General features: G+C 57.8%; 21 protein-coding genes. 20 read left to right on the top strand and 1 reads right to left on the bottom strand.

Going from position 1 to position 20,655, the window contains the following annotated elements:
• Positions 1–190: 190 nt before the first annotated feature.
• From TMES_RS21125 to TMES_RS21085, 9 genes are read left to right on the top strand one after another with little or no spacing between them, the layout of a single operon-like run.
• A complete protein-coding gene (locus TMES_RS21125) occupies positions 191–562 on the top strand; it encodes a hypothetical protein (protein WP_085586320.1) in 372 nt (123 codons plus the stop codon).
• Positions 559–795: a helix-turn-helix domain-containing protein gene (locus TMES_RS21120; protein ID WP_085586318.1), complete on the top strand. Its 237-nt coding sequence runs from the start codon at positions 559–561 to the stop codon at positions 793–795. The genes TMES_RS21125 and TMES_RS21120 overlap by 4 nt, the downstream gene beginning before the upstream one ends.
• A complete protein-coding gene (locus TMES_RS21115) occupies positions 782–1,525 on the top strand; it encodes a P-loop NTPase family protein (RefSeq protein WP_085586316.1) in 744 nt (247 codons plus the stop codon). The genes TMES_RS21120 and TMES_RS21115 overlap by 14 nt, the downstream gene beginning before the upstream one ends.
• The gene (locus tag TMES_RS21110) at positions 1,525–1,965 is read left to right on the top strand and encodes a hypothetical protein (RefSeq protein ID WP_085586314.1); all 441 of its coding nucleotides are present in this window, start codon (positions 1,525–1,527) and stop codon (positions 1,963–1,965) included. The genes TMES_RS21115 and TMES_RS21110 overlap by 1 nt, the downstream gene beginning before the upstream one ends.
• 46 nt (positions 1,966–2,011) lie before the next feature.
• Positions 2,012–2,329, top strand: coding sequence for a TrbC/VirB2 family protein (locus TMES_RS21105; protein ID WP_085586312.1), 318 nt, complete (start codon positions 2,012–2,014; stop codon positions 2,327–2,329).
• A 2-nt stretch (positions 2,330–2,331) separates the two neighbouring features.
• A complete protein-coding gene (locus TMES_RS21100) occupies positions 2,332–2,634 on the top strand; it encodes a hypothetical protein (protein WP_085586310.1) in 303 nt (100 codons plus the stop codon).
• Complete coding sequence (locus TMES_RS21095; protein WP_085586308.1) at positions 2,631–5,015, top strand: VirB4 family type IV secretion system protein; 2,385 nt, start codon at positions 2,631–2,633, stop codon at positions 5,013–5,015. Before TMES_RS21100 ends, TMES_RS21095 begins: the two co-directional genes overlap by 4 nt.
• Entirely contained in the window at positions 4,997–5,254 is a 258-nt protein-coding gene (locus tag TMES_RS21090) for a hypothetical protein (RefSeq protein WP_085586307.1), read from the top strand. The genes TMES_RS21095 and TMES_RS21090 overlap by 19 nt, the downstream gene beginning before the upstream one ends.
• Entirely contained in the window at positions 5,251–6,153 is a 903-nt protein-coding gene (locus TMES_RS21085; protein WP_085586305.1) for a hypothetical protein, read from the top strand. Before TMES_RS21090 ends, TMES_RS21085 begins: the two co-directional genes overlap by 4 nt.
• Positions 6,154–6,173: 20 nt before the next feature.
• Here the strand turns inward: TMES_RS21085 and TMES_RS21080 are convergent, their stop codons facing one another.
• Positions 6,174–6,827 (bottom strand): hypothetical protein, encoded by a 654-nt coding sequence (locus TMES_RS21080; RefSeq protein ID WP_143589767.1) that lies wholly within the window; start codon positions 6,825–6,827, stop codon positions 6,174–6,176.
• 67 nt (positions 6,828–6,894) lie between these two features.
• Between TMES_RS21080 and TMES_RS21075 the strand changes: the two genes are divergently transcribed.
• The 11 genes from TMES_RS21075 to TMES_RS21025 are packed head-to-tail and all read left to right on the top strand — an operon-like array spanning position 6,895 to position 20,582.
• Positions 6,895–7,944 carry a hypothetical protein gene (locus TMES_RS21075; RefSeq protein ID WP_143589766.1) on the top strand — a complete coding sequence of 350 codons (1,050 nt, stop codon included), beginning with the start codon at positions 6,895–6,897 and terminating at the stop codon, positions 7,942–7,944.
• Positions 7,941–8,282 (top strand): hypothetical protein, encoded by a 342-nt coding sequence (locus tag TMES_RS21070; protein WP_085586301.1) that lies wholly within the window; start codon positions 7,941–7,943, stop codon positions 8,280–8,282. Before TMES_RS21075 ends, TMES_RS21070 begins: the two co-directional genes overlap by 4 nt.
• Positions 8,279–8,461, top strand: coding sequence for a hypothetical protein (locus TMES_RS21065; protein ID WP_085586299.1), 183 nt, complete (start codon positions 8,279–8,281; stop codon positions 8,459–8,461). Before TMES_RS21070 ends, TMES_RS21065 begins: the two co-directional genes overlap by 4 nt.
• Positions 8,449–9,186, top strand: coding sequence for a VirB8/TrbF family protein (locus tag TMES_RS21060; RefSeq protein WP_085586297.1), 738 nt, complete (start codon positions 8,449–8,451; stop codon positions 9,184–9,186). The genes TMES_RS21065 and TMES_RS21060 overlap by 13 nt, the downstream gene beginning before the upstream one ends.
• Positions 9,187–9,191: 5 nt before the next feature.
• On the top strand, positions 9,192–10,607 hold the full coding sequence (locus tag TMES_RS23380; protein WP_245835541.1) for a TrbG/VirB9 family P-type conjugative transfer protein: 1,416 nt from the start codon (positions 9,192–9,194) through the stop codon (positions 10,605–10,607).
• Positions 10,607–12,025, top strand: coding sequence for a TraB/TrbI/VirB10 family type IV secretion system protein (locus TMES_RS21050; protein WP_281253504.1), 1,419 nt, complete (start codon positions 10,607–10,609; stop codon positions 12,023–12,025). The genes TMES_RS23380 and TMES_RS21050 overlap by 1 nt, the downstream gene beginning before the upstream one ends.
• Before the next feature lie 3 nt (positions 12,026–12,028).
• Positions 12,029–14,296 (top strand): hypothetical protein, encoded by a 2,268-nt coding sequence (locus TMES_RS21045; RefSeq protein ID WP_085586295.1) that lies wholly within the window; start codon positions 12,029–12,031, stop codon positions 14,294–14,296.
• Positions 14,293–15,300, top strand: a complete 1,008-nt coding sequence (locus tag TMES_RS21040) for an ATPase, T2SS/T4P/T4SS family (RefSeq protein ID WP_085586293.1) — start codon at positions 14,293–14,295, stop codon at positions 15,298–15,300. The genes TMES_RS21045 and TMES_RS21040 overlap by 4 nt, the downstream gene beginning before the upstream one ends.
• Complete coding sequence (locus TMES_RS21035) at positions 15,297–17,177, top strand: type IV secretory system conjugative DNA transfer family protein (protein WP_085586291.1); 1,881 nt, start codon at positions 15,297–15,299, stop codon at positions 17,175–17,177. Before TMES_RS21040 ends, TMES_RS21035 begins: the two co-directional genes overlap by 4 nt.
• Entirely contained in the window at positions 17,170–17,520 is a 351-nt protein-coding gene (locus TMES_RS21030) for a hypothetical protein (RefSeq protein WP_211275981.1), read from the top strand. Before TMES_RS21035 ends, TMES_RS21030 begins: the two co-directional genes overlap by 8 nt.
• Positions 17,517–20,582 (top strand): zincin-like metallopeptidase domain-containing protein, encoded by a 3,066-nt coding sequence (locus tag TMES_RS21025; protein WP_085586289.1) that lies wholly within the window; start codon positions 17,517–17,519, stop codon positions 20,580–20,582. The genes TMES_RS21030 and TMES_RS21025 overlap by 4 nt, the downstream gene beginning before the upstream one ends.
• Positions 20,583–20,655: the final 73 nt, after the last annotated feature.

Genomic DNA, 20,655 nt, shown 5'->3' with positions numbered 1-20,655 from the left:
AGCAGACACAGGGAATAAACAAAAAGCCCCGCCATCTTCGGATGGCGGGGCTTTTTGTTGGTTGCGGGGGCATACCTGATTACCCAATTCTTTTACCCGAGGGACATCCTTCATGGTGTCCCCGGTGACGAATTGAGACCATACATTTCCGATCCTTGTCAAGTCGTTAACGACGAGATGGGGGTCTGCAATGCCAGCCGAATGGGGTCAGGCAAAAATCGAAATTCTCGCCCTGCAAGAGGAGATCCTTGCAGAGATCGAGAAGGGTATTTCCACCCGACAAATCTTTGAAACTTTAACCGCTGCCCAGCGGATTACCATTTCACGCCGGTCGTTTTATCGCCGCGTGAAACTGCTGCGTGCCGGGCGCGCTGCACCCAAAAGCCGGGCCCTTGTCAAACCACCTGCCCGGTCCCTTCCCGCGACCAATCCAGCACATCGGCCAGACAAGTCTCAGCCCGCCAATTCCTTGCCCACGCTCAAGGAAAAAGAACAGGTCGTGTTTGATCGCCTGTGGGATGGCGAGGATGCGCCCTCCGATGATGAGGAGGACGCGCAATGAGCAATTGGCAAGCCGACTACCTCACCCTTCACACCCGCCTGCGCCAGGCCCGCCTCGACAAAGGTCTGACCCAAACCGGGGCGGGCCATTGCATCGGCATGTCTGAACGCAGCTACCGCGACTTTGAAGCAGGCCGGATCGATCTTCCCGCCGCCCATGTCTTTCGCCTCGCCCATGCACTGGGCATCAAAATTATCATTTCAGATGGAGTTATCGCCAATGGCGTTGATTAATCTCACCCTTCAGGGCAAGGGCGGGGTCGGCAAGTCGTTTGTCGCCAGCCTTCTCGCACAGCATTACCTCAAACGCGACACCCCGCTGGCCTGCTTTGACACCGATCCGATCAACCAGACCTTTGCCGGTTACAAGGCCTTTCCCGTCGAGACCATTCGTCTCGGCGAACGTCCCGACGAGATCAACCCGCGTTATTTTGACGCCCTGATCGAACAGATCATGGCCGGTCCCGATGACGGCATTGTCGTGATCGATAACGGGGCGTCCACCTTCCTGCCCCTGCTCGGCTACATGGTCGAAGCCCAGGCCTTGCAAATGCTGGCCGATGCCGGGCACGAGGTGCGCCTTCATACCGTGCTCACCGGCGGACAGGCGCTTAATGACACCATGGAGGGCCTGCACCACGTCTTGCAAAGCGTGCCCGATATTCCCGTCGTTGTCTGGCTCAACGAATATTTCGGGCGGATCGAACGCAAGGATGCCTCGGGCGAGGTGCGGAGCTTCGAGCATTCCGGCCTTTATAAAAAGAACAAGGACCGCATTCACGCGCTGGTCCGCCTGCCCGAGGTTCGCAAGGAAACCTTTGGTCATGACATCGAACAGATGATGCGCGCCCGCCTGACCTTTGACGAGGCAGCGTCCCATCCCGAGTTCCAGCTGATGTCGCGCCAGCGCCTGAAGATGACCTGGCGCAGCATCGGGGCGGAAATGGAACAGAGGGTGCTGTGATGGCAGGGCTTCTGGACGATACCCCGCCGCCACCCGTCACAATGGACAGTGTCGAGGAGCTGCGCACTTATTTGTGGCAGCAACACCAGATCACGGTCGATGCCGATGATCCGGTACTGCTGGTCCATACCATCCTGCGCCTGTCGCTTGATGAGCAACGCCGGATCAATGACCAGTATAACCGCGCCCTTTCCCAGACCGTCCGCGATGCCTCGCAGGATTTTACCAAGGATGTCCTGGCAGCCATTGAAGCCTTCAAGGCCGAGGCGCTGGGCGATGTGGTGCGCGAACGCATCAAAACCATGAATGAAACGGCAGAGATGGCGGAAGACGCCATCCGCCAGTTCTCCCGCCTGCTGCGCACCCAGAAGATCCTGACCACGCTCAACATCATCGCCGTGGTCTTCGTCGTCGGTGTGCTCAGCGCCCTGACCCTTTGAACCCGCATTTATTCCGATTTGATCCTGATTTAACCCCGAGGAAGACATGACCAAAAACAATCTCACCCTGTGCCTGCTGGTTGCCGTGGCAACCCTCATTCTCACCGAGCCTGCCTTTGCCCAGGCGGCCTCCACCTCTGCCTCCGGTGAATGGTACGAACCGATCATTAGCCTGTTTGAAAGTGTTCAGACCGGGGTCGGCAAGATCGGCACCATTGTCGTTGGTATCGGCGTGATGGTGCTTGGCATCTGGGCCGGGTTTACCGGACGCATGGACTGGATCCGGGCGGGCATGATCGTCATTGGCGGGGTGCTGGTCACCTCCGGCCCGGCAATCTCGGCTGGCCTGTTTGGCGGGTCCTGATCATGAAAGCCGGCAGCGCTGTTCTCACCCGCATTCAAAACCAGATGACCATGTTTGGCCTGCCCGTGCCGCTGATGATGCTCAGCGTCGCCATTGGCTCGATTGGCCTCGTGCTCATGGTGCTTCTGGAGATCTTCTGGCTGATGCTGCCCACCATGGTGCTGGGCATCATCGGCGCATGGATGTTCTTCATTCGCAAGACCAAGGACAACATGCATTTCGACCGGGAACTGTCGCTGCCGCCCCGTTTCTGGCGCACCAGCCGGCATAACCGGTTGCTCAATGCCGGGAGGAAACAGCCATGATCTGGCCTTCCGTCCTTGCCACCTCCCTTGTCGCCACCATGGCCGGGGGCCTTGTCGTCCCCGCCAGCCGCCGCATCCTGCTTGGCGACATCAAACAGGACTGGCTGCAAGACCAGCTTGAACTCGATTGCATCGAAAGTGATGCCACCACCATCCGCGGCAAGGATAACAGCCTGTCGCGTGTGTTTCGCTTTCTCGGCACGTCCTACGATGCCAAGATCGAGGCTGAACAGGACAACCTGCTGCAAGCCCGTTCAATCCTGGTTCACAAGCTCGGCCAGTTGGGTCTCAGCCTGCGCTGGTTTGGGATCAAACGCAAACGCGCGATTAATGCCCGGGCCACCTGGCCCAATGCGCCCTTGCAGGAAGTGGGCGATGCCGAAGCGAAGCAGTTTCGCTCCAGCTATTTCATTGACTGGTATCTGGTCATTACCGGCTCCGCCATGCCCGCCTTGCATGAAGCCACCGATATCATTGATGCCGATGGGGCCAAATACGGGGTTGATCTGCTGGCCAAAGCGCCCGATGGCCAGACCTGCGATCTGACCGGGTTTTTAAACGGCCTTGTCTGCGGCGAATATCGCCACGATCTCGGCCCGATCCCGCAAGACATCTCGGGTGGCCTGCCCGCCAGTGATCTGAGCTTTCACAAGGATAACGGGGTGATCCGAAGCTTCACCCCGACCGAGAAACTGCAAAAGGTGATTACCGTGGCCAAATGGCCGGGCACGGTGACGGGCCAGATCATTAACGACATCATGACGCTTGATGGCGAGATCGAGATTTGTCAGATCTGCGATCCCTTTGATCAGCACAAGGCGGTGCTTTATCTCAGCCGTCGTTTGAGCGGCGAGCAAAACGCCCTGTTTGGCAATGCCGAGGCCGCCGCCGAGACCGATGCCCTGATCAGCATGGTCAATCAGGGCGATGTCACCCTGTTTGCCACCCAGTTCCAGATCATTGCCCGGGCAGACACTTCCGTCAAACTTGATGCCTTGATCCGCAAGATCACCCGGCGGCTGTCAAACCGCCAGATCCTCTATCATGTCCAGGTGCGCGGTGCGCCGGTCTGCTGGTTTAACCGCATTCCGGCCAGGTCCCGCGCCAAGCTGATCCCGGGCGGACGCTTCATGTCCTCGCTCGAACTGCGCAGCGAAAACATTGCCGCCCTGTGGGCGATGCAGCATTCGGCCACCGGTCTCACCGAAAGCCCGCTCGGTCCGGCCCCGCTGCGCTGGTTTACCACCACCAGCGGGCAGGCCTATGCGGCGAACTTCCATGTCACCAACAAGCCCAAGACGCTGGCCAACTTTCTGGTTTTTGCCCCGGCGGGCAGCGGTAAATCAACACTGCTGATGCATCTTCTGAGCGGGGCGTCAAAGTTTGATCGCATTCGCTCGTTTATCTTTGATTCCAAGGAAGGCTCGCGCTTCATGGTCGAAGCGCTCGGCGGGCTCTATCAGCCCTATGAGAAGCTGGCCTTAAACCCGCTGGATGTCGGGGAAGATAATCCGGCCAATCGCGAGCGGATCAATTTCATTCTCAAGGCCATGGCCGGGATTGAACTGGCCCCGGATGATCGCGATGCCCTGTCGCATGCGATTGATCTGGCCTTCCAGATCGATCCGCCCAACCGCACGCTCAATGCCCTGTTTCCCTATGCCTTTGCCAAACGTTCCGAACTGCGCCGGGCGTTTTCGCAATGGGTGATTGACGACAAGGGCAATGCCGGGCTGCGCAGCCACATCATGAATGCGCCCCATGACAGTCTCGGCGGCATGCTCAACCAGTCGCATATGGTGGGCATCAATATGAACGAGGCGCTGAAAGACCCGTCGCTGGGTGCACCGATTGTTGGCCATATCGCCGAGACCATTGCCAAATCGGTCGCACCGAACTTGCGGGGTTTCATCATATTGATCGAGGAAGCGGCCAATTTGCTGCGCAATCCCGGTTTTTGCGATCTGGCCGCCGAGATGTACCGGGAATATCGCAAGCTCAACGGCATTGTCGGGATGATTTTTCAGGATCCGGCAGCTTTGGTCAAAAGCGGCAAGGCAGAAGCCTTTATCGAAAACACCGCTGTTTTCATCTTCTTTCCCAATTCCAAGATCGATGACGAAAGCCTGGAACCCTTCAATCTCAATGACGAACAAAAGGCCTTCGTCAAAGGCCGCACCCGCTCGGAAGAGTTCAATGACCGCCGGGTTCTGATCATCAAGCGCGACGAAGTCAGTGGCTATGAAGAAAGCGCCATTCTCAATGTCGATCTCTCGCCGCTGGGCGATCCGCTGCGCTTTTACCGCTCCGGTCCTGACGAAAACAAACTGATGGAAACCTTGCAAAGCAAATGGGGGGACGCATGGCGCAACCACCTTTGAGGACGGCTGCCTTTTATCATCGGGCAGAAGAACCAATCCGATCCCCGATAGAGATCACGGCAGACAAGACCGATCTGCTGTTCTTACTTGTCATGCTGGCCTGTCTGGCGTTCACCGCCGGGCTTCTGGTCGTCGCACCCGTTGCAGGCATCTTGTTGCTTGGCCTGCAATGTCTCGCCAGCCTGCTCATGGTTGTGCGCGCTGTTCTTGTCTGTCGTTTTGACAGGGGGGCGTCATGAATAAAAAGCGCCTGCGGATCATTGCCATTGCCGGGCTGTTAAGCTGTGCCAGCCTGCCCGCCTCGGCCACCTATCCGGTGTTTGACGCCACCTCGTTTGTTAAAATCACCGAACAGTTCAACAAGCTGCAACAGCAGTTTGATGAACTGATGAAACAGACCGACATTCTCGGCAAAATCAGCAAGACCGCCCAGGACCAGATCAACGCCATTGGCAAGCTCGGTCAGGTCGCCGTTCCCATTCTCAACCTTGCCAAGCTCGGCCAGCAGATCAATCGCGACATCTCCTGTTTGTTGCCCGATTTCTCCAAGCTGATGCCCGGGATCAATCTTGATGATGTTGACTGGAAAAGCATCTGTGCGCGGCGGTTTTTCTATAACTCGACGCTGTGGTTTGATCCCAAAGACCCGGAAAGCTGGAAGTTTGGCGAGGAAGGCAGCCCTGATGACTGGGCGATGCCGGAAGGCGGTTCCTGGGGCGGAAGTTCGGGCGGCGGCTCGGGCGGGGACGGCAATGCGCCGAACTGGAAAAACCCCGATAGCCCGGCAGAACAGCGGCTTTATTTTGCAGCAAGAGCGGCAGCGCGCAAGGCGACCGAAGAGCGTCGGGCGAAAATGGCGCGTGAGGCGGTTAATACCGGACTAGCGCAAGCAGATCGCACCTCGACCGAACTGGCCGAGATCAATCAGGACATTATCGAAGAGCTGGAATCACAAGGCGAACAGGCGGGCGATCTCAAAACCTTCATCGCCACCCTGCTCAAGGCCGTTCTGCATCAAAGCCGCATTCAGGTGCAGCAACAGCAGCAAATGGCGCAGCTGATCCGCATTCAATCCAACATGCTGTTGCAGTTCCGTCCCTCCAGTGATGGCGGCGAGCAGGAAGGAGGTGATGAATGAGGATCGCCTCTCCAAAGAGCTTATTGATCAGCGAGTTTCTTTTGCCAGCGGGCATATTTTGCAGTGTCCGCCTCGGCCTGCTCGTCCGTGCGCCAGTCGGGCAGGCCGTTGCACTGATGATTAAAAATGTCGTGCATACGCGCGAAGACGCACATCTGACGGTGCTCACCCGCCATGTTAATTCCGGCAATCGAACCTGCGCTCGCCTGATCAAACGCGACTTTTTTCCAGACTTTGGATTGTGCAATCCAGAGATCATAGCCCTGCATGATCTCGGTGGCATCGTCGCGATCCTTAATTGTGTCACGCATCTGCGAAACAGTGCCCGTCAAAAGTCCGGCATCAAACGCGGCCTTGGCCACCGGAAAGACGCGGTTCCATTCGGTCCAGAACTGATCGCGGGTCTGAAGCTCGTTCCACATTCGTTCGGCATAGCCGTAATCAAAAAAATCGCCCTGCTTTGCGCAGGTGTTGCAGGCCGCCTGTGCTGGAGAAGCAATTATCAGGAGGCCCAATACAATGGAATTTGACAGCAACCAGACCGAAACAGCCATCCGTTGCTTCATGTGTGAGCCGATGCAGCGGTATCTGGATTCAGCCGCCGGATATACGAATGCGCTGAGCAATGTTCTGACCGCGCCGATGGCAGCCATTTTCGTTTCTGTCGTCGCCATTTGGTTTATCGTCCACGGTATCAAGATGGTTTTGGCAAAATCTGATCTGCTCGGATTCTTGCATGAGTTGTTTTTTATCACAATAGGTGCCGGTCTTTTATCGAGCCAAGGGGCCATACTCGTCAACCTGATATACAACACGTCCCTTGCCACCATGGGCGGCGCGGCTGCCGTCGTCCTCAAAGCCGCTGCAACCGCAGGCGGTGAAGCCAACGATCTGATAAAAGAATCGTCGGCTGATTATACCGGCATAACACAATTGGTCTTTGTTGCCGAAGTTGGCTTCCGCGCCGTCATCGGCATGGCCTTTGAAGTCTGGTCCAAATTCTCGCTCGGCAATCTGATGGCCGGGGTTTACGGCGTGCTGATCGCGCTGCCGTGGCTGCTTTTGATGGTGATCTATTTCAGCCAGATCGCGGTCAGTATTTTCCGGGTCATGATGCTTGCCGCGCTGTCGCCCTATCTGATGATGGGCATCGGCTTTGGCTGGAGCCGGGGCATGGTGGTGCAGGGCCTTAAATCCCTGTTTGCCGCCTATATGGTGCTGTTTGGGGCGACCCTCGCCGTTGGGCTGGTGCTCTATGCCGTCGCGGCCCTTAATCTCGACGGTTTTGTTGATGCCTCGGGCGATCTTCAGGACATGAAGATATTCGTGCCGATCGTGCTTGGCTGGATGGGCTTTGCCTTTGTCACAGAAGCCACCGGCATGGCCAATTCTATCGCCCAGTCACAATTCACCAATTCCGCTGTCGCCGCCATGACCGGCGGGGCGCTGGCCACCGGTATGTCTGCCATTAACAGCGTCAAATCCGGTCGCCTGCTGAATGCCGCAAAAGGCGCCAGTGGCGCGGCTGCCGGGGCCTTTGGTGCGGGCCAGTCGTTTTTTGCCGACCCAAAGGGGGCTGGCAGTGCCTTTGCCGAGCGCTTCAACGCCCATCGCCAGCGCGTGACTGAGCGTCTCAAAAACCCAACATCATCAAATGCCTTCGGCACAGGGCAGACATTTTCGCCAGACACCAAAGGCAAGGCCACCACCCCCGATGCGCGCACCAAAGCTCATCGCAAGGCTTCAATTGGCCAAAATTCCAACCTCAAGAGCAAAGGGTCCGGTAAATGACCATGCAAAACCTCCTGCACCGCTGCGGCCAGCGTGCCCGTCAAACCCTGCTGTTTATCGGTGGCCTGATTAAATCCTACTGCCTGCTCGGGCTTCTCAGCCTGCACATTGTGTTGATCTGGCTGGCCCTGTTTGAACCTGATGCCCTGATCAAAACCATCAAGGCGCTTCAGGTCATCACGCCCCAACAGCTTTCCCAAATCATGCAAACCGCCCTGGTGATCTGGTCGCAACTTTTTGCCCTTGGCTTCTTCTTTTTACTGCTGCTCGGCGTGCTGCCGTTCTGGCAAAGAAATCAATCCAGCCACCCCCAAAAATCCACAGGAGCCCCGCAATGAAACACCTTCGCCCGATCCGTTTTGTCTCTGTCGTCACTCTGTTCACCTTGCTGGCCGGCTGCGCCTTTGACGAGATCGAACTGCCCAAGGATGGCAGCGGTGTCGATGCGCTTAAACAAAGCCCGTGCGTCTGTGACCCGGTCGAGTTCAACAGCGAGGGCTTTACATGGCGTGGCTAACCCTGAAGCGAAAGCGCAAGGACGCCCCGCCCCCAACCAAGGGGCGTCATGCCAGCATCACCGAAACTGATCCTTACAGCTTTCAGGCCAGCCATCGCCGTCTGGCATGGATGTGCCGGTTATTAACCGCAGCGGTAATTGTGCTGGGGGCCGGTCAGGTGGTCTCCCTGCAAACCATCTCGGCGCTGGTGCCACTCAAAGAAAAGGAATTTGTCTTTGTCCGCACTTACGGCGCGGATGATCGCACTTACCAGATCGAGCCGATCTCCAAACAGGTCGAAGGCTTTGATCTGTTCCTTGAAGCAACCGCGCGGCGCTTTATCCGCATCCTGCTGGCCATCGATCCGGTCACACAGGAAGAACGCCTGCGCGAAGCTTCCAAACTGTCGTCATCGGCTTACTGGGAGCAGTTTCGCAAGGAACGCATTAGCAGCGGCGAAATCCGCGATGCGCTGGATCGCGGGGTGGTCAGATCGATTGATGTCGAAACCATCAACCGGGTCGCCAGCCTGACCGATGATTACAAGTTCGCCATCGATTTTATCCAGACCGACAGCATCAACGGTCGCCCGCTGGGCCGCCCGCAACGCCTGCGCGCCTACCTCTCGCTGATCACGCGCCCGCAAAAGGATGTGCCGGTCTCTGAAAAATACACCAATCCCTTCGGCCTTACCGTCACCGGTCTGGTCTTGCGCAAACGCAACCCGTCCGGTGCAGGAGAATAATCCCCATGAAAAACAGTTTACGCAAATTCGCCTGGACGCTGGCTTTGGCCGCTTTGCTCGTTTCGCTGGCCGCCGTCTTTGTCATCAATGCCGCCCAGGCCCAGACCCCGGCCTTTACATCCTCGCGCCCGCCGATGCCGGGGCAGCGACAGAATACCAACACGCAAGCTAATGCAGCAAACACGACAAACTCAAATGGCCAACAGACCGATGCTGCGGCGAGTGCCAGCCCGGCCCCAAAAGTGCCCGCCATGCCGGTTCCTGACTCTGTTGTCAAACAGGCAAAGGATCAGGCCGAAGGCCGCTTTGGTCCTATGGTCCGGCCCCGCACCAGCGGCCAAATTCAGGATGTCTGGGATTATGCCGAAAAAAGCGACGGGGTTTATGTCACCGACATCTGCGAGGCCTGCACCTATCGCGTCCGAACCCGGGAATATCTCGTCACCCTGATTGAACTGCCCAAAGGCGAACAGATTACCCGGATTGATGTCGGTGATCCGCGCAGCTGGTCAGTCAATAAACGTGATGACCGCCGCATTGCCATCCGTCCGGCCAGTTATGGCTACGATACGTCCATGATCGTCTATGGCGCATCGCAAAATGTCTATCCCTTCTATCTGCGCGCCGAAGGGGTCAATTCCATCAACATGCCTGATCTGCTGGTACGGCTTAAAGGCTCGGTTGCCACCAAAGACGACATGACGGTGGCGATGGTCCGCCCCGAGGAGCGCCTGCGCTATGGCAGTAGCATGCGCACCGCCTTGCAAGATCAAGCGGGCATTGTTCTGCCCACCCCGGAAACAGGATCGCGCACCGGGATTGAACAAATGCCATTGGGGGAGGATGGCCAACCACAAACCAACCCGTCGCGTCGATATGCCAACCGTTCCGGATTGGTCGAAGGCCAGATCGACAGTGACGGCAATATTGATACCGGCCTGTCTTATGATGGCACTCTGCCCACCCATCCGGACGATCCGGTTACCCCTAAAACAACGGCGCAAAACAAAGCCGCCAAGGGCACAAACGACAACAGCGACAAGACCGCAACATCGGCCACCAAAGTTGCCAATGCCGTTCATGATCTCAGCGACACCGACCCCGGCACGCCGACCGATGATTTTGTTGCCGATGCCGGGTTTGATCCCAACAAGCTGCGCGGCTGGGGCGATTATGACCTGTGGGGCGATGACGAACTGCGCCCGATCACGGTGTTTCGTGATGACTATTTTACCTATATCCGCTTTGGCGACCGCTGGAAGGATCTTGAACTGCCGACCGCCTATGTCGTGGTCGATGGGGTGGATGAACTGGTCAATACCCGCATTCAGGGCCACACCTTCATTGTCGAAAGCACCCAGCGCCTGATCTCGCTTAAAAGCGGCATGAAGTTCCTCTGCATTGAATATGAGGGGGACTGATGAGCACCGCATTTTGTGACATCGCGCTGGTCCTTGGTCTGACCTTTGGCGGCACCTGTACCGATCCATCCGCATTCAAAACGCCGCCGCAACTCCCGGCGGATGACAAAACCGTGTGGGGCGTGCCAAGCGCCCCGCCAGCTCCGCCTGCGGCCCCGGCACCAACCCCGAGTTTTCCGCCGGTGGTGGTGACCAAAAAGGTTTATATCGAACGCCCGGCACCAACCCCGCCGCCACACCCTGCCCCGGTGGTTAAACCGGCCCCGCCGCCCACGCCCGATCCTTACCGGCTGGCCCTAGAGGCCGCCTGGGCACAAGCGGTTCCGGCCCATTGGCAAGTGGCCGGTTACAGCCCGGCCCCGGGGCAGCCTGCTGGTACTGTTGATGCCGCGCGCACCGCATCGCTTTCGCCCGGGCTGGGCATTACCCCCGATCAGGGCGACAGCCTGTCGGTGTTTGTGCCCCAAATTGAATCCTCTCTGTCGTCGGACGGGGGATCAGGGGCGGCCAATGCCGAGACCAATGGAACCGGCACAAGTGCGGGTGCCGCGCAATCACCCGATGGCAAAACCCGGCTTAACGCCGGATCGGGGGCGACAGGGGAACAAGCCCCCACGGTTCAAACCGGCGACATTCCGCAAACACCTAATACCGGCAATGCAGCGACCGCTGGAACAACTGGCACGACCGGCCTTGCCGCCCCTGACCTGCCCAGGATGAACACACCGTCTGGCCCGGAACATATCCTTGATGCCAAAAAGATGGAGATCGAGGGCGATTATGAAGGCCCACGCCGCACCTCGAGCCTGCCGGTCGACAACTCGCGCATTCTCGCTGCCGACCGTTATATCCCGGTCCAGCTTGAAACCGGGATTAACAGCCAGGTGGGCGGTGAAGAAACCGGCACCGTGGTGGTGCAAACCACCCGCGATGTTTTTGGCTATCACAGCCGCTTGGCGCTGTTGCCCAAAGGCTCACGCCTGATCTGCAACTATATGCCGCCCGAGGATATGGGCAGTTCACGCCTCGCCATGCAGTGCGAGCGGGTGCTGATTGCCGGACACCGGGCCGAAATCCGCAATATCAAATCGCTGGTTGCCAATGCGCAAGGCCAGTTGGGAGCCTCGGGTGAGGTCGACCGGCGCTTTATGGAACGTTACGGCAATGCCTTCCTTTTGACCGGGATCTCGACAGCGGTGCGTTATGCCGCTGCCTCGACCAAGTCGGAAAGCAATGACGGCCAGGTTGCAACGGCGGCCTCAGAAAAAGCCGCCGAGGAACTGTCAAACAAGTTTGGCGAGATCACCGCCAACATCCTCGAAGAAACCCTCTCGCTCAAACCCATCATCACCATTCCCCAGGGCACGCGGTTCCAGATCCGCCCGTCCATGGACTGGTATATCGCAAAAACGGAGTAAGTCATGAAACAGCGATTGCCTCTTGTGCTGTGTGTCTGGGCCGGTCTGGCCACGCTTGCCATTCATGCCCATGCCCAAAGCCCCGATCAGGATCTGGCCGCCGCCCGGGCTGCCGTTACGCAAACCCCCTCGGGGTCAAACGGGGATGTGTCCAGCGATGATCCCGACATGGCCGCGATGGTCAAGAAGGTCAAAATCATCACGCGCAGTAAAACCGCTGCCCAACTGCCCGAGAACACCCCCATTGCCCTTGATCTCGGTCTGGTCGATGTGCCCGGGGCTGATGCCAAACTGACCGAAGGGGTGACGGCAAAAGCCTATGCCCGCTATGTGAAGGTCGATCAGCAAAAGGTCGGCCAGCTTGTCCTGTCCGGTGTCGAAAAAGATGGCCGGGCTGAAGCGCTTAATTCCGATGATTTTGTTGCTCAGTTCGCCCTTGAAAACGATCCCACGCTGGATCCAGCAGCCCCGATCACGGTCGAAGGTGATCAGAGCGAACTGATTGCGGCGCTTAAACGCCTTGCCGTCACGGGCGAGGACGAAACGGCGAGCAAGAAGGACGTCGAGGACGCCGGGGTTGGGGCCTCGGACGGGGCGGTTGCTTCAAACGCGGCCCAAAACCCCGATGCCGGGTCCTACACCACCCCGGGCGCGCTGGAGCTGGATGATACCCCTGAGACCTCGACCCGCATCACGGCAGAGGGCTGCAAGATGCGGATCGATCTTGATCAGCTTGAAGCGATCCAGCAAACCCGCATGGCCACCACCACCGATGGCGAAACATCTTACGGCACCTGTGCTGATGGCGACGAACGTTACAAGATCAATAAAAGCTATAGTGCGTGCGCCTATATCGAAGATCTCGATGCCCGCACCGCCACAGCTTCCTTCATCTATTATTACACCGATGGCTCGGGCAACCGGGTGGAACATGGCGAGTGCCAGCCCGATCCCGAAGCCCGCTTTGACATTGTCGAAGACAGTTCGGCCTGCCGGGTCAGCCTTGATTATGACGCCGGCACCGTGATTACCAATGCCAAGCTGGTTTACACCAACCAGAATGGCCGCAAAATCGAAGTGCGTGATTGCAGCCCGTCCGAAGACGTTGCCCCGGCTGTGATGTCAGCCACCAGCGAAGGCTGCGACATTCGCGATGATTTTGATGCCGGTGTCTCCTATCAGCGCCACAAATATGTCTATGAGCTGGGTGGCGTTTCCTACAGCACCGCCTGCACCGATAGCGGCACCGAGTTTGCCCATGAAACCATCTATAAAAGCGAGGGTGGCGATTATGTCTGCACCCCGCTGATCAATGCCAACAGCAAGACCGTCACCCTGCAAAGCCGGGTGCGTATTCTGGTCAACGGGTTGGAACAGTTCCGCACCGCCTGCACGCCCGACACCACCAGCATGGAGGTGGTCGCCACCACCGAAGGCTGCGAAGACCCGGCCTATTGGACCCATAGCCTCAGTGCCGGCCAGAGTTATGGCAGCGAACGTTATTATTACTTCTATGACGACAAGCAGGAGTTCATCAGCGACTGCCAGAAAAGCGATCAGGTCTATACCCACCAGATCGAGATTACCGGCTGGCAGCCCCATGATGATCAGCTGTTCGCCTATGCCCTGTCCACCGTCTATATCGATGGTACGCCGCAAGGGCGCTATAACATCAAGACCAGTGAAGTTCTGCCCGGCACCGCGCAAACGCCCTACACCTATGACGGCGAGAGCACCGCACCTAACAGCGACGTCTGGTATGAAGACTGCACCCGTTTTGCCGGGCAGGATCTGGTTAAAAACTACACCCGGCCCGATGGCACCAAATATGCGCTAACCGTTGGGGATGCCGACCCGGTCAATCAAGGCAATGTCTGCTCGGCACAGATTAGCTGGGGGGCGGATACCCACGCCACCTATGTACTGACCAGCACCAATTACAGCTCTGCGGCCAATGTCTGTGGATCAACCACGCTGCGCTATAATTATGCCACCGGCGGCGGCGAGCATGAATTTAGCGGCACCGACACCGGCATGAATCACTGTGCCTTCACCGATGCCATTGCCACCAAAACCATTGTTCGCGAGGACGGCACAACCATCGGGGAGCCGGTCTCGAACAGTTGCCGGGCAACGGCGGCGGCCCCCTCGATCTACAATGTGCAGGTTAACGGCCTGAAGGTCTGGTTCAAGGCCTTTGGTCCGGCCTATCCGGCCCTGACAACGGCAATCAAAAGCCAGTGCATTGTCAATTGGGGGTGGCCGCTATGAACGCCATCAACCCGCTTTATAAAAACATCATGGCCCCGCTGGCGCGCTATTACGACGATCCGCAAACCGTCGAGGTGCGGCTGAACCGTCCCGGCGAGATCATTGTGGATCGGCGCGGCGAAGGCAAAACCCGCATTTTTGATGCCGCCCTCAGTCTTGCCGAGATCGAACGCATCTGTCGCAGTCTGGGCAACCAGCGTGGTTTGCCCTTTGACGGCGACACCCATCCCATTCTTTCGACCGCCCTTGAAGAAGGCCATCGTTTTGAATGTCTGGTCGGGCCATCGGTGCGCAGCGGGCTGAGCCTCGCCATTCGCTGCAAACATCCCTTCACCCCGGGCTGGGATCAGATTGTCCCACCGGCAGGGAAAAACGCGGGCACACCGCTCGAAGAAACCCTGCCCCTTCATCGCATCGCCTGCGAAACCGAAGTGCGCGATGTTCTGACCGAGGCGATGCTCGGTGCCAAAAACATCATGATCTCGGGCGGGACCAATACCGGCAAAACCACCCTGCTTAACCTGCTGCTCTCCACACTCGCGGATGACATCCGGGTCATTGCCCTTGAAGACACCATGGAGCTGGCCCTTGATCCCTTCTGGGATGGCAATGGATTGCTTGCCGCACGCGAAAGCTCTGTCACCACCGGCATGGTCGACTGGCGGGTTCTGTTTGATCACGTCAATCGCATCACCCCCGACCGGGTGCTGTTTGGCGAGATCAGCACCAAAAATGCCTTTGCCGCCCTTGGCACCCTTAATGCCGGCACCACCGGTGTGACCTTCACCATTCATGCCACCAGCCCCCGTCAGGCCATTCACCGCAAGTTCGATCAGAACATTGCCTGGGCAGGCATGAAGATGGACCGCATCCCGGAGTTCCTCACCGAAATGATTGATCTTGTCGTTCAGATCAAACGCGGGCCGGACGGCTATCGCCGCATTACCGATCTCTGGCAGCCCGGCAATGACCATTACATCCTCAAGGATGGGAGGGCAGCATGACCGCAAAACTTTATCATTTTGCCATGTTCGTCGTCGTCCTTGGCATGCTGGCTGGCGTCATTGCCGACTGGCATGTTGTGGTCGGCTTTGATCCGCGCCATCTCGACTGGTGGCAATGGCTGTATGCCACCCTCATTCATCCTGCCGGTCTGCCCGATAATATGCAAAACCCGGCCCTGGTCATTCTTGGGTCCGGCATGCTGGTCCTGATTGTGCTGGCCATCTTCTCGGCCCGGGCGCGCAATGACACGATCTCGGGCACGCGCAAGGGCAAGGAACTGCATGGCTCGGCCCGCTGGGCCACCTGGCGTGATGTTAAAAAGGCCCGGCTTCTCACCGCCAAAGGGGTGGTGATTGGCGGCTTCCCGCGTTTCTTTGGCAAGGTGCGTGAACTGCGCCATCACGGCCCCGAGCATGTGCTGGCCTTTGCCCCGACGCGCAGCGGCAAAGGGGTCAGCATCATTCTCCCCACCCTGCTGTCATGGCCCGAAAGTGCGCTGGTGCTTGATATCAAGGGCGAGAACTATGCCAAGACCGCTGGCTGGAACCGTGATCAGGGCAAAACCGTACTGCGCTTTGATCCCAGCAATCCCAACAATGATGAAACGGTGCGCTTTAATCCGCTCGCCGAAATCCGCATCAACAGCCGGCGTGACATCGGCGATTGCCAGAACATCGCCAATATGGTGGTCGATCCCGATGGCAAAGGCATTGCCGGTAATTACTGGCGCGAGGAAGGCTGGGGCTGGCTCTCGGTGGTGCTGCTCCATGTTTGCTACAAGGTGCAAAAAGAACAGCACCGCACCGCCAATTTTGATGATGTGAACATTTTTCTTTCCGGCATCAGCACCGTTACCCCGCCCGACGGGGCCGTTGAAGACGAAGACGGTGCAACGCCGCCAACGCCTTCCTCAAACGGCGACAACATGGATGCGGAAGACAACTTCGTCGCCATTTTGCAAACCATGGCCGCCTATGACCATGGCTTTGCCCATGTCAACAAGGAGGTCAAACGCGGGGCCAACAGCATGGCGATCAAGGCCCCGCAGGAACGATCAGGCGTTCATTCCAATGCCAAAACCCAGCTCACCCTGTATGCCGATCCGATCATTGCCGAAAACACCGCGATCAGTGACTTTCGCCTTGATGATCTGATGAATGACGAGAAACCGACCATGCTTTACCTGGTGTTCTCGCCCGCCGACAAGGATCGGCTGATCCCGCTGATCCGCATCATGATGAACCTGTTCATGCGCCGCCTGACGGAAAAGATGGAATTTGGCGATGGCGAGCAAATACCGGGCTACAAACACCGGCTGTTGCTGATGCTCGACGAGTTCCCGTCGCTGGGCAAGCTCGAGATCTTTGAAGAGGCGCTGGCCTTCATGGCTGGCTATGGCATCAAGGCCTACATCATCATTCAGAATATCGAGCAGCTTTATAAAAAATACGGCAAGGATGAGTCGATCTTTGCCAACTGCCATGTCCGCATTGCCTTTACGCCCAACAAACTGCCGACCGCAGAATTGCTGTCAAAGCTGGCAGGCAAACAGACCATTGTTCAGCGCAAACATTCACGCTCGGGCAAGCCGGGATCGCAAGGATCCCATTCGGAAAACCTTCAGGAAGTCTCACGCGATCTGTTGACCGCCGATGAAATCATGCGGCTGCGCATGATTGATGTCGATCCTGACGGCAAGAAAAAACCCCAACCCGGCGACGCCCTGATCTTTGTTGGTGGTCGTCCGCCCATTCTCGGGCGTCAGAAACTCTATTTCCTTGATCCGGCTTTACGCAGCCGAAGCAAGGTCCGTCCGCCAAAGATGACGCAAACCCCTCCCCCGTCCAGCACCCAAAAGGAGACATCCCATGTCTGACACACCCAAAATCTATCTGGTTAAAACTGAAGAGACCGGGATTGATCCCGGTCGCGGCAGCAATGCCAATGCGAGCGCCAACGTCAACGCCAACGCGCACCTGTCCGAGGCCGATTATCTCAAGCTCGCCAGCGAAAGTGTCACCCGCGCGGGCGAAAACGGCCCGCTCAGTGTGGATCCCGATGTTGCCGAAGACATGGGCGCGTTTTGGGAAACCGGTCTGTCCGACCAGGACGCACTCGACAGCCATTTTGATGGCCTTGATCCGACGACAGAAGAGAACTCTGCCGGGGATAGCGATCCCGGCGGGAATGACGCTCTCGATGGAGGGCGCGGCAAATGAGCGAGAAAAAATCCTATCGCGATCAGGTGGTCGAGGAACTGCTGACCCATATCGAAGCGGGCACAGCACCGTGGCAAAAGCCGTGGGACGCGGGCAAGGTCCGGCTTGGTCCGTTCAATCCCGTCTCGGGGGCCAATTATCGCGGCATCAATGCCATCTGGCTTGAAACACGCGGCCATGAAGACCCGCGCTGGATGACCTATCGGCAAGCCACCCAGCAAGACGCCCAGGTGCGCAAGGGCGAAAAAGGCACCAAAATCGAATACTGGAAATGGACCGACAAGCGCCCCGTGCTTGATGAGGACGGCAAGCCGGTCCTTGATGACAATGGCAAGGCCAAAAACCGCGAAGTGCGCCTTGATCGTCCCCAGGTCTTTCATGCCGTGGTCTTTAATGCCGAACAGATCGACGGGCTGGCCCCGTGGATTGCCCCGGAACCGACCTTCGAGCCAGTCGAACGGGCCGAGGAGCTGCTCAAACAGGGCAATGTGCCGATCTTTCATGATCAGCGAGATCGCGCCTTTTACCGCCCGATGAGTGATGAAATTCATCTGCCGCCGCAAGACGCCTTTAACGGACCTTATGACTATTACGCAACCGCCTTACATGAGCTTGGTCATGCCACTGGCCATCAATCCAGAATGGCCCGGGAGTTCGGGCCGTTTGGCTCGGAGGTTTATGCCAAAGAGGAACTGCGCGCCGAGATTGGCAGCTACATGCTGACCACCGAACTGGGGCTCGGCCATTATCCGGAACGCCATGCCGCCTATGTTGGCAGCTGGATGAAGGCGATCAAAGAAGATCGCTATGTTCTCTTCACCGCCGCACGTGATGCCGAAAACATCAAAAGCTGGATCATGGAACCGGGGCTGCGCGAGCAGCTTAAACCGGTTCTGGCGCAAGAAAAGCGCAAGGAGGCCGCCAACATGGTCACGAAAAACAGGATTGTGCCGGAACGACACGAAGACATCCCGGGCTGGAACGAAAAGGAGGTCAAACAAAACTGGATGCACCATGCCAGCCTGCTTGGAAACATGATCAACATGGATGTCATCGCCATGACCGAGGCTAAACACGCCTTTGATCAGATCGATATCGCCGGACAAAGCTCTGATGACCCGACCATCCGTGCGCGCGCAACATTGCACGAGCAGGAAGCCTTTGCCCGCATGGGCAAGCTGGGGAATTTTACCACCAGCTATGCAGAACTGCTCTCGGTGATGTATGACGCCCATCCCGATCAGGATCATTTTAAACCCCGTCGCCCCGACTGGTTCATTCCCGCCGAACAACGCACAACCGACCTTGCCAAAAGCCTTGGCACGGATCCGGCGCAGGGGGTTGCGGACCATGTCTTTGCCAACCAGACCGAAGACACCGCCGTCAAGATCAAACAGGACTGGATGTTGCATGCCGCCCGTCTTGACGGTCTGCCCGATGCCGAGGCCCGAGCCTTGAATGACGCCGGGGCCGCGTTCAAACACCTCGATGTCTGGTGGCAATATTCTGACAATCCCGACAAGAAAGAACGGTCTTTTAATCAGGAACGGGAAACCTTCTCGACCATGGCCGACCTCGCAGGCCGGTCTTCCAAACATGCCGAACTGCTCTCGGCCATGTATGACGCCCATCGCGATCAGGACTATTTTAAGCCGCTGCGTCCGCAATGGGTCGTCCCCGAAGAACAACGCACCAGTGACCTGGTCAAAAGCCTCGGTGCCGATCCGGGACAGACAATGGCGGAGCGGTTCATTGCCGAGCAAAAACAGGCCCGGCAGGAAAGTCGGGCGGCAGCGCTGGCCACGACGGCGGCACCAGCCCTCCGTCCCAAACAAGCTGTCGCAAATGATCTCGCCCCGGACAATGATCTGAACCCTGGAAAGAAACGTCATTACCTCAATGTGCCTTACAGCGAGAAGAATGATGCCAAATCGCTCGGGGCCAAATGGGACCGGCGCGCCAAGTCCTGGTATGTGCGCGACGATGCCGATCTCAAGCCCTTTGCCCGCTGGAATGAAACAACAACCAAACAGCCGGAATCCCGGATGCGGCCCGAAGAGGAATTTGCTCTCGCGTGCCGGGAAAATGGTCTGGTGATTGACGGCCCGCCGAGCATGGATGGCAAATGGCACCGGGTCTCGGTCGAGGGCGACCGCAAGGGCCAGAAAAGCGGCTCCTATCGTGGTTTTATCGAGGGCATTCCGGCGGGCAATATCGTCAATTACAAATCCGGCAACGAGGCGATCAAGTGGGTCAGCTCAGCTGCCGAACGTAACCCCGCCGAAATTGAACGCAGCAAGGCCGAAGCTGCGGCACGCAAGGCGCAGATGGAAGAAAACCTCAAGGCCCAATACAAGCAGGTGGCCAAACGCGCCTATGCCATGGTGCAGGGCGCTGACGCCGCCCCTGCCGATCATGTCTATTTACAACGCAAGCAGGTGGGTGGCGAGACGCTGAAGACCGATGCCAACAACAACCTCTTAATGCCGATGACCAATGCCAAAGGCTTTATTGAAAACCTGCAAATGATCACGCCCGACGGCAGCAAACGCTTCCTCAAGGATGGTCGCAAGACCGGGTTGATGCATATGATCCCGGGCACCGCTAAAAACAACACAGGCCCGATCCTGATTGCCGAAGGCTATGCCACCGGCAAAAGCCTGAATATGGCCACCGGCCATCAAACCGCGATTGCCATGGATAGTGGTAATCTCGCCCCGGTCGCCGAAGCCCTGCAAAAGGCTTTCCCTAACCGCCCGCTAATCCTTGCCGCCGATGATGATCACGGGGTGGAAGCCAAACAAGGCATCAATCCCGGCATCAAGGGGGCCGAACGGGCGGCGGCGCTGGTCGATGCGTCGGTTATCCGGCCCAATCTCTCCCCGGCAGAGAAACAGGCCGGGCTGACCGACTTTAACGATCTGCATGGGGCGCGGGGCATGGAAAGCTTTGCCAAAACCGTCAAACAGCAGATCAAGGAACTGGGCCTTGCGCAGAAGGTGCAAAAAACCCGGTCCCTGCCCGCGCCCAAACAGCAGCAGCGTCAGCAAGTGGCGATGTGAGCCTTAATCAATGACCGGCAGCGCAGGGACGTTGCCGGTCATCTCGCTTCGTTTCTCTCACGACAAAGAACGA

It is taken from the genome of Thalassospira mesophila, assembly GCF_002115755.1.
Classification (GTDB): domain Bacteria; phylum Pseudomonadota; class Alphaproteobacteria; order Rhodospirillales; family Thalassospiraceae; genus Thalassospira; species Thalassospira mesophila.
Note: the sequence above shows the minus strand (reverse complement) of the source record. Positions and strands in the feature narration are given on the sequence as shown.

Bases quoted from the DNA above. Each gene is read 5' to 3' on its own strand.
- TMES_RS21125 (WP_085586320.1), top strand. From the start codon at position 191: ATGCCAGCCGAATGGGGTCAGGCAAAAATCGAAATTCTCGCCCTGCAA.
- TMES_RS21120 (WP_085586318.1), top strand. From the start codon at position 559: ATGAGCAATTGGCAAGCCGACTACCTCACCCTTCACACCCGCCTGCGC.
- TMES_RS21115 (WP_085586316.1), top strand. From the start codon at position 782: ATGGCGTTGATTAATCTCACCCTTCAGGGCAAGGGCGGGGTCGGCAAG.
- TMES_RS21110 (WP_085586314.1), top strand. From the start codon at position 1,525: ATGGCAGGGCTTCTGGACGATACCCCGCCGCCACCCGTCACAATGGAC.
- TMES_RS21105 (WP_085586312.1), top strand. From the start codon at position 2,012: ATGACCAAAAACAATCTCACCCTGTGCCTGCTGGTTGCCGTGGCAACC.
- TMES_RS21100 (WP_085586310.1), top strand. From the start codon at position 2,332: ATGAAAGCCGGCAGCGCTGTTCTCACCCGCATTCAAAACCAGATGACC.
- TMES_RS21095 (WP_085586308.1), top strand. From the start codon at position 2,631: ATGATCTGGCCTTCCGTCCTTGCCACCTCCCTTGTCGCCACCATGGCC.
- TMES_RS21090 (WP_085586307.1), top strand. From the start codon at position 4,997: ATGGCGCAACCACCTTTGAGGACGGCTGCCTTTTATCATCGGGCAGAA.
- TMES_RS21085 (WP_085586305.1), top strand. From the start codon at position 5,251: ATGAATAAAAAGCGCCTGCGGATCATTGCCATTGCCGGGCTGTTAAGC.
- TMES_RS21080 (WP_143589767.1), bottom strand. From the start codon at position 6,827: ATGGCGACGACAGAAACGAAAATGGCTGCCATCGGCGCGGTCAGAACA.
- TMES_RS21070 (WP_085586301.1), top strand. From the start codon at position 7,941: ATGACCATGCAAAACCTCCTGCACCGCTGCGGCCAGCGTGCCCGTCAA.
- TMES_RS21065 (WP_085586299.1), top strand. From the start codon at position 8,279: ATGAAACACCTTCGCCCGATCCGTTTTGTCTCTGTCGTCACTCTGTTC.
- TMES_RS21060 (WP_085586297.1), top strand. From the start codon at position 8,449: ATGGCGTGGCTAACCCTGAAGCGAAAGCGCAAGGACGCCCCGCCCCCA.
- TMES_RS23380 (WP_245835541.1), top strand. From the start codon at position 9,192: ATGAAAAACAGTTTACGCAAATTCGCCTGGACGCTGGCTTTGGCCGCT.
- TMES_RS21050 (WP_281253504.1), top strand. From the start codon at position 10,607: ATGAGCACCGCATTTTGTGACATCGCGCTGGTCCTTGGTCTGACCTTT.
- TMES_RS21045 (WP_085586295.1), top strand. From the start codon at position 12,029: ATGAAACAGCGATTGCCTCTTGTGCTGTGTGTCTGGGCCGGTCTGGCC.
- TMES_RS21040 (WP_085586293.1), top strand. From the start codon at position 14,293: ATGAACGCCATCAACCCGCTTTATAAAAACATCATGGCCCCGCTGGCG.
- TMES_RS21035 (WP_085586291.1), top strand. From the start codon at position 15,297: ATGACCGCAAAACTTTATCATTTTGCCATGTTCGTCGTCGTCCTTGGC.
- TMES_RS21030 (WP_211275981.1), top strand. From the start codon at position 17,170: ATGTCTGACACACCCAAAATCTATCTGGTTAAAACTGAAGAGACCGGG.
- TMES_RS21025 (WP_085586289.1), top strand. From the start codon at position 17,517: ATGAGCGAGAAAAAATCCTATCGCGATCAGGTGGTCGAGGAACTGCTG.